7 protein-coding genes are annotated in these 4,888 nt (G+C 61.8%); 5 read left to right on the top strand and 2 right to left on the bottom strand.

Annotated features, from left to right (window positions below):
• Positions 1-364: alpha/beta-hydrolase N-terminal domain-containing protein (locus AC1DUU_RS22940; protein ID WP_476785689.1), on the bottom strand; the 364-nt coding region annotated here is incomplete at its 3' end.
• Positions 365-563: 199 nt separating this feature from the next.
• Here AC1DUU_RS22940 and AC1DUU_RS22945 point away from each other — a divergent pair.
• The 3 genes from AC1DUU_RS22945 to AC1DUU_RS22955 are packed head-to-tail and all read left to right on the top strand — an operon-like array spanning position 564 to position 1,804.
• A complete protein-coding gene (locus AC1DUU_RS22945) occupies positions 564-878 on the top strand; it encodes an ArsR/SmtB family transcription factor (RefSeq protein ID WP_476785690.1) in 315 nt (104 codons plus the stop codon).
• A gap of 2 nt (positions 879-880) precedes the next feature.
• Positions 881-1,348: an SRPBCC family protein gene (locus AC1DUU_RS22950; RefSeq protein WP_476785691.1), complete on the top strand. Its 468-nt coding sequence runs from the start codon at positions 881-883 to the stop codon at positions 1,346-1,348.
• A 39-nt stretch (positions 1,349-1,387) separates the two neighbouring features.
• Entirely contained in the window at positions 1,388-1,804 is a 417-nt protein-coding gene (locus AC1DUU_RS22955; protein ID WP_476785692.1) for a GFA family protein, read from the top strand.
• A 36-nt stretch (positions 1,805-1,840) separates the two neighbouring features.
• Here the strand turns inward: AC1DUU_RS22955 and AC1DUU_RS22960 are convergent, their stop codons facing one another.
• Positions 1,841-3,748: a propionyl-CoA synthetase gene (locus tag AC1DUU_RS22960; protein WP_476785693.1), complete on the bottom strand. Its 1,908-nt coding sequence runs from the start codon at positions 3,746-3,748 to the stop codon at positions 1,841-1,843.
• A gap of 250 nt (positions 3,749-3,998) precedes the next feature.
• On the opposite strand from AC1DUU_RS22960, the gene AC1DUU_RS22965 reads away from it, so the two are divergent.
• On the top strand, positions 3,999-4,169 hold the full coding sequence (locus AC1DUU_RS22965) for a hypothetical protein (RefSeq protein WP_476785695.1): 171 nt from the start codon (positions 3,999-4,001) through the stop codon (positions 4,167-4,169).
• 268 nt (positions 4,170-4,437) lie between these two features.
• Positions 4,438-4,632 carry a hypothetical protein gene (locus AC1DUU_RS22970; protein WP_476785694.1) on the top strand — a complete coding sequence of 65 codons (195 nt, stop codon included), beginning with the start codon at positions 4,438-4,440 and terminating at the stop codon, positions 4,630-4,632.
• Positions 4,633-4,888: the final 256 nt, after the last annotated feature.

Genomic DNA, 4,888 nt, shown 5'->3' on the forward strand with positions numbered 1-4,888 from the left:
CCTCAAGCGGGTGGCCGGTGTCGACGGGAGGGAGCTTCATCAGGCTGCGGATGGAGTTCTGCCACTCGGCCGCGCGCCAGAGAAAGAGCAGGCCGATGATGCCGCAGGCTACCGCTCCGACGAGCTTGGACACCCTGAGCACGCGGGACCTGAGTTCGGGTAGTTCGAGATAGTGCCAAAGCCAGCGCAGGAAGAAACCGACGCCGTAGCCTGCGGCCGCCGAAAAACCCGACAGCGCGCCCTGGGTGACGTAGTTGCGCGGGATCAAGGTTGGTGTCAGCGACGCGGCAAAAAACAGCGTACCCAACAGCAAGCCGGTCATCGAGAATGAATACCAGTACCTGATGACCCAGTTTCGCAGCATGCAACAACTCCCGATATGCCCGTTCGCGGGCAAAGTGCCCTGCGCGTCGCTGCGGCGCAATACCGAAGCGGACGATGCCGGCTGTAATAGCGCCGTGCGCCCTGTCAGATGCGCGGTCGCGCCATGGGGGGCGGGGTTAGTTGCCATTTGACATGCAGGCATTTACCTGCATATTGTACTTTCACACAGAGTGAGACTGATGGACGATGACAAGGTTTTCAAAGCGCTGGGYGACGCGACACGCAGAAGGCTGCTTGATCTTCTTTGCGAAAAGAACGGGCAGACGCTCGGTCAGCTTTGCGAAAACCTTGATATGGCCCGGCAATCCGCCACGCAGCACCTCGAAATCCTCGAGGCGGCCAACCTGGTCAGCACGGTCAGGCGTGGCCGCGAAAAGCTGCACTTCATCAATCCCGTGCCGCTGCACGAGGTCTACGAGCGGTGGGTGCGGAAATTCGAACGTCAGCGGCTCAGCCTGCTGCACGATCTGAAAAAGGAACTCGAAGGAGAATAGCGATGACCCAGGGCAAGACCAGCTTTGTTTACGTGACCTATATTTTCTCGACGCCCGCGAAGGTGTTTGAGGCCATCACGAAACCTGACGTCGCAAGGCGTTACTGGGGGCACGAGAACGTCTCCGACTGGCGTGCTGGCTCGAGTTGGGAACATGTCGAAGCCAATGATGAGCGGGCTGTCAAAATTGTCGGCAAGGTCGTCGAGATCGCGCCACCCCGCAGCCTCGTCATCACCTGGGCAGACCCGTCTGAGGCCGCCGATCCGGCCAGCTACAGCMGGGTGACGTTCGACATCGAGGAATACGACGACACCATGGTCCGGCTGACCGTCACGCATGACGAACTCGAAGCCGGCAGCGGCATGGCGAAGGGCATCAGCAAGGGCTGGCCGATCGTACTGTCCAGCCTGAAATCCTTCCTGGAAACCGGCCGCCCCATCGACCTTTTCGCCAAGCCGAAATCGGCCTGATCCGTTTCTGGGCCGATCAGGACTTGCGGGAGAATGACTATGACCAAACGTTATAGCGGCGGATGTGCCTGTGGGGCGATCCGCTATGAAACGGGCAGCGAACCCATCTTCGAGAACCACTGCCAATGCCGCGATTGCCAGAAACGCAGCGGCACGGGGCATGGATCCTATCTGACCTTCGCTCAGCGCGCCGATGTGACAATTACCGGTGAAGCAAACAGCTGGCGGGTCGCGGGCGACAGCGGCAACGAAAAGATCCACGCCTTCTGCCCGACCTGTGGAACGCCTGTTTACCTGACATTCGTGGCCATGCCGGACGTGATTGCGGTCCACGCGACCAGTCTTGACGAACCTGGCCAGTTCAACCCGCAGGTGGTGACATACGCCGTCCGCGGCCATGCCTGGGATAGGATGGATCCCGCGTTGCAGACATTCGAGAAAATGCCGCCCGGATAGTGGCGCCAGGGGTGGCAGGATGGGTGGGGCCCGAGTTCAGACCCCGATGCCTCTTGCCTTCAGCGCTTCGGTGATTTCGTCGAGGATGGCTGGATCGTCGATGGTGGCCGGCATTTTCCAGTCCTCGCGATCAGCGATCTTCTGCATGGTGCCGCGCAGGATCTTGCCCGAGCGCGTCTTGGGCAGGCGCTTGATGGTGACCACCATCTTGAAGGCGGCGACCGGGCCGATGCGGTCGCGGACGAGGCCCACGACCTCCTTTTCGATCGTGCCGGTGTCGCGGTTGACGCCGGAGTTGAGCACGATGAAGCCGCAAGGGATCYGACCCTTCATCGCGTCGGCAATGCCGATCACGGCGCATTCGGCGACATCTGGATGTTCGGCAACGACCTCTTCCATGCCACCCGTCGACAGGCGGTGGCCGGCGACGTTGATGATGTCGTCGGTGCGGGCCATGATGAAGAGGTAGCCCTCATCGTCGATGTAACCGGCATCAGCCGTCTTGTAGTAGCCGGGGAACTCGGCGAGGTATGCATTGAAGAAGCGTTCGTCGGCGTGCCACAGCGTCGGCAGGCAGCCGGGCGGCAAGGGCAGTTTGATCACGACATTGCCGAGCGTGCCGCGTGGCACTTCATGGCCTGCGTCGTCGAGCACACGCACGTCGTAGCCGGGCATCGGCACGCAGGGCGAGCCGTATTTGACCGGCAACAGCCCAAGCCCGACCGGGTTCTGGCTGATCGGATAGCCTGTTTCAGTCTGYCACCAATGATCGATGACCGGCACATTGAGCTTGTGCTCGGCCCATTTGATGGTTTCGGGATCGGCGCGCTCGCCGGCGAGGAACAGCGTGCGGAATTTCGACAAATCATATTGTGGAACGAAGGTGCCTTGCGGGTCTTCCTTCTTGATGGCGCGGAAAGCGGTGGGCGCGGTGAAGAGTGCCACGACCTCGTGTTCCGAAATGACACGCCAGAATGTGCCAGCATCGGGCGTGCCGACCGGCTTGCCCTCGAACAGGATGGTGGTGGCGCCATGCAGCAGCGGGCCATAAACGATGTAGGAATGGCCGACGACCCAACCGACATCGGACGCCGCCCAAAAGACCTCGCCCGGCTTGACGCCGAATTCGTTTTCCATCGACCATTTGAGCGCGACCATGTGGCCGCCATTGTCACGGACCACGCCCTTGGGCTGGCCGGTGGTGCCTGAGGTGTAGAGCACGTAGAGCGGATCGGTGGCGGCAACGGAGACGCAATCGACCGTGCGCCCGGCGGCCTTGGCGCTGCCTACCGCCTCGGCATAGTCGATGTCGCGACCGGCAACGAGGTCGCAGGTGAGTTGCGGCCGCTGCAGGATCACGCAAGCTTCGGGCTTGTGGGCGGAGAACTCGATGGCGCCGTCGAGCAGCGGCTTGTAGGCGATGACGCGGCCGGGCTCGATGCCGCAGGAAGCCGAGATGATCAGCTTGGGCGTGGCATCGTCGATGCGGGTGGCGAGTTCCTTGGCGGCAAAGCCGCCGAACACCACCGAATGGATGGCCCCCAGGCGGGCGCAGGCCAGCATGGCAAAGGCTGCTTCCGGCACCATCGGCATGTAGATGATGACGCGGTCGCCTTTTTGCACGCCCTGGTCCTGGAGCACGGCGGCCAGCGCATTCACCTCGGCGAGCAGTCCGGCATAGGTGAATTTCTTCTGGGTGCCGGTGATCGGGYTGTCGTGGATCAGCGCTACCTGCTCGGCGCGGCCGGAAGCGACATGGCGGTCGAGCGCGTTGTAGCAGGTGTTGCACTCGGCCCCGGTGAACCACCGGCCATAGACGCCGCCTTCGGCATCGAAAACCTTGTCCCAGGGCTTGAACCAGTCGATCGCCCTTGCCGCCTCGGCCCAGAAGCCCTCGGGATCGCGAACCCAACCGTCATAGACCTCGTGATAGCGAGATGGCATGGCGTTTCCTTCCCAGGATTTGGCCCTTCAGGGCGTCTTTGTTGCCATATCTGTACCCGCCCGGCAGACGGGGCGTCCATTTGACCTTGGTTTAAGGGGCAGCGCATGAGCCCCGATTTGCCTGATATTCCGACGCGGTTTTGCGCACTTCCGCTGTTCACCAGATCACGCGCGACCTTCGGCGGGAATGCCAAGGGCCGGTTGCAACGATAGCAGATTGGCGCTCGCACTTTGACAGGCGCGCGCTAAGTTGATCAAAGACGGCATGTCGAAAGCGCTTTCGCTCGTTATCCTGGCCATCATGGCGATCCAACTGATCAAGCCGCTTGGCTTGCCGGGCCTCAGGCAACGGCGCGATTTCTGGAAGCTGGCGGTTCTGGCGCTGGCGGCGATTTCGGTGACGGCGCTGCTGGGGCATTGATAGGCGGAGCGTGCGTTGATCGCTACCTGCTCGAAAGAGCAGGAGCCCGCCGGGGGAAAACCCCATCCCCACCCCCGGCGAGCCTGTCCCTGATTTGAGACAAACCAGGTTCCGGCAACCGCCGGCAAGCACTTCGATGCATGGAGCGTGCCATGATTTTTGTCTCGAAACGGGACAGGGTCGGCACGTGGCGACAAGCAATGTGCGCCGTCTGCTCGACAGACGCCGCGTGTGGTGGTTTGCTGGCGTCTTAACAGGGGGCTGGTCCATGGCAAGATTGACGAACACGGCGCCGAACCGGGTGTTGGCCGTCGATGCGACGGTGGTGAACGAAGAGCCGCTTCTGGCGCTGCTGAATCTCGAGACCGACGACGGGGCGATCGAGCTTGCCCTCAATCGGACTGTGGCCGAACTGCTTGTCGACCAGCTCCTGACCCTGCTCGGATATGACGAGGAAGACTGAGAAGGGCTGGTTGGGCCAAGCGCTCCCGGTCCACGTGCGTCAACTTGCGCACTTGGCCTGACGTCGCCAATCAGCGCCTTGGTCTGCCCAGGAGGGCGCGATGAACAACACCTATCTGACATACTGGCTGTCCGACACGACATCAGCAATTGGCCTGGTGATAGCAGTCGTCGGCCTTTTTCTTGCCGCGGCCGGCTATTCGCGGGCCAGCAAGGCGCTCGTTGGCGTGCTCGACAATCCTGGCAATCAAGAGCTC

It is taken from the genome of Aminobacter sp. P4_H6_2 (assembly GCF_056400805.1).

Bases quoted from the DNA above. Each gene is read 5' to 3' on its own strand.
- AC1DUU_RS22955 (WP_476785692.1), top strand. From the start codon at position 1,388: ATGACCAAACGTTATAGCGGCGGATGTGCCTGTGGGGCGATCCGCTAT.
- AC1DUU_RS22970 (WP_476785694.1), top strand. From the start codon at position 4,438: ATGGCAAGATTGACGAACACGGCGCCGAACCGGGTGTTGGCCGTCGAT.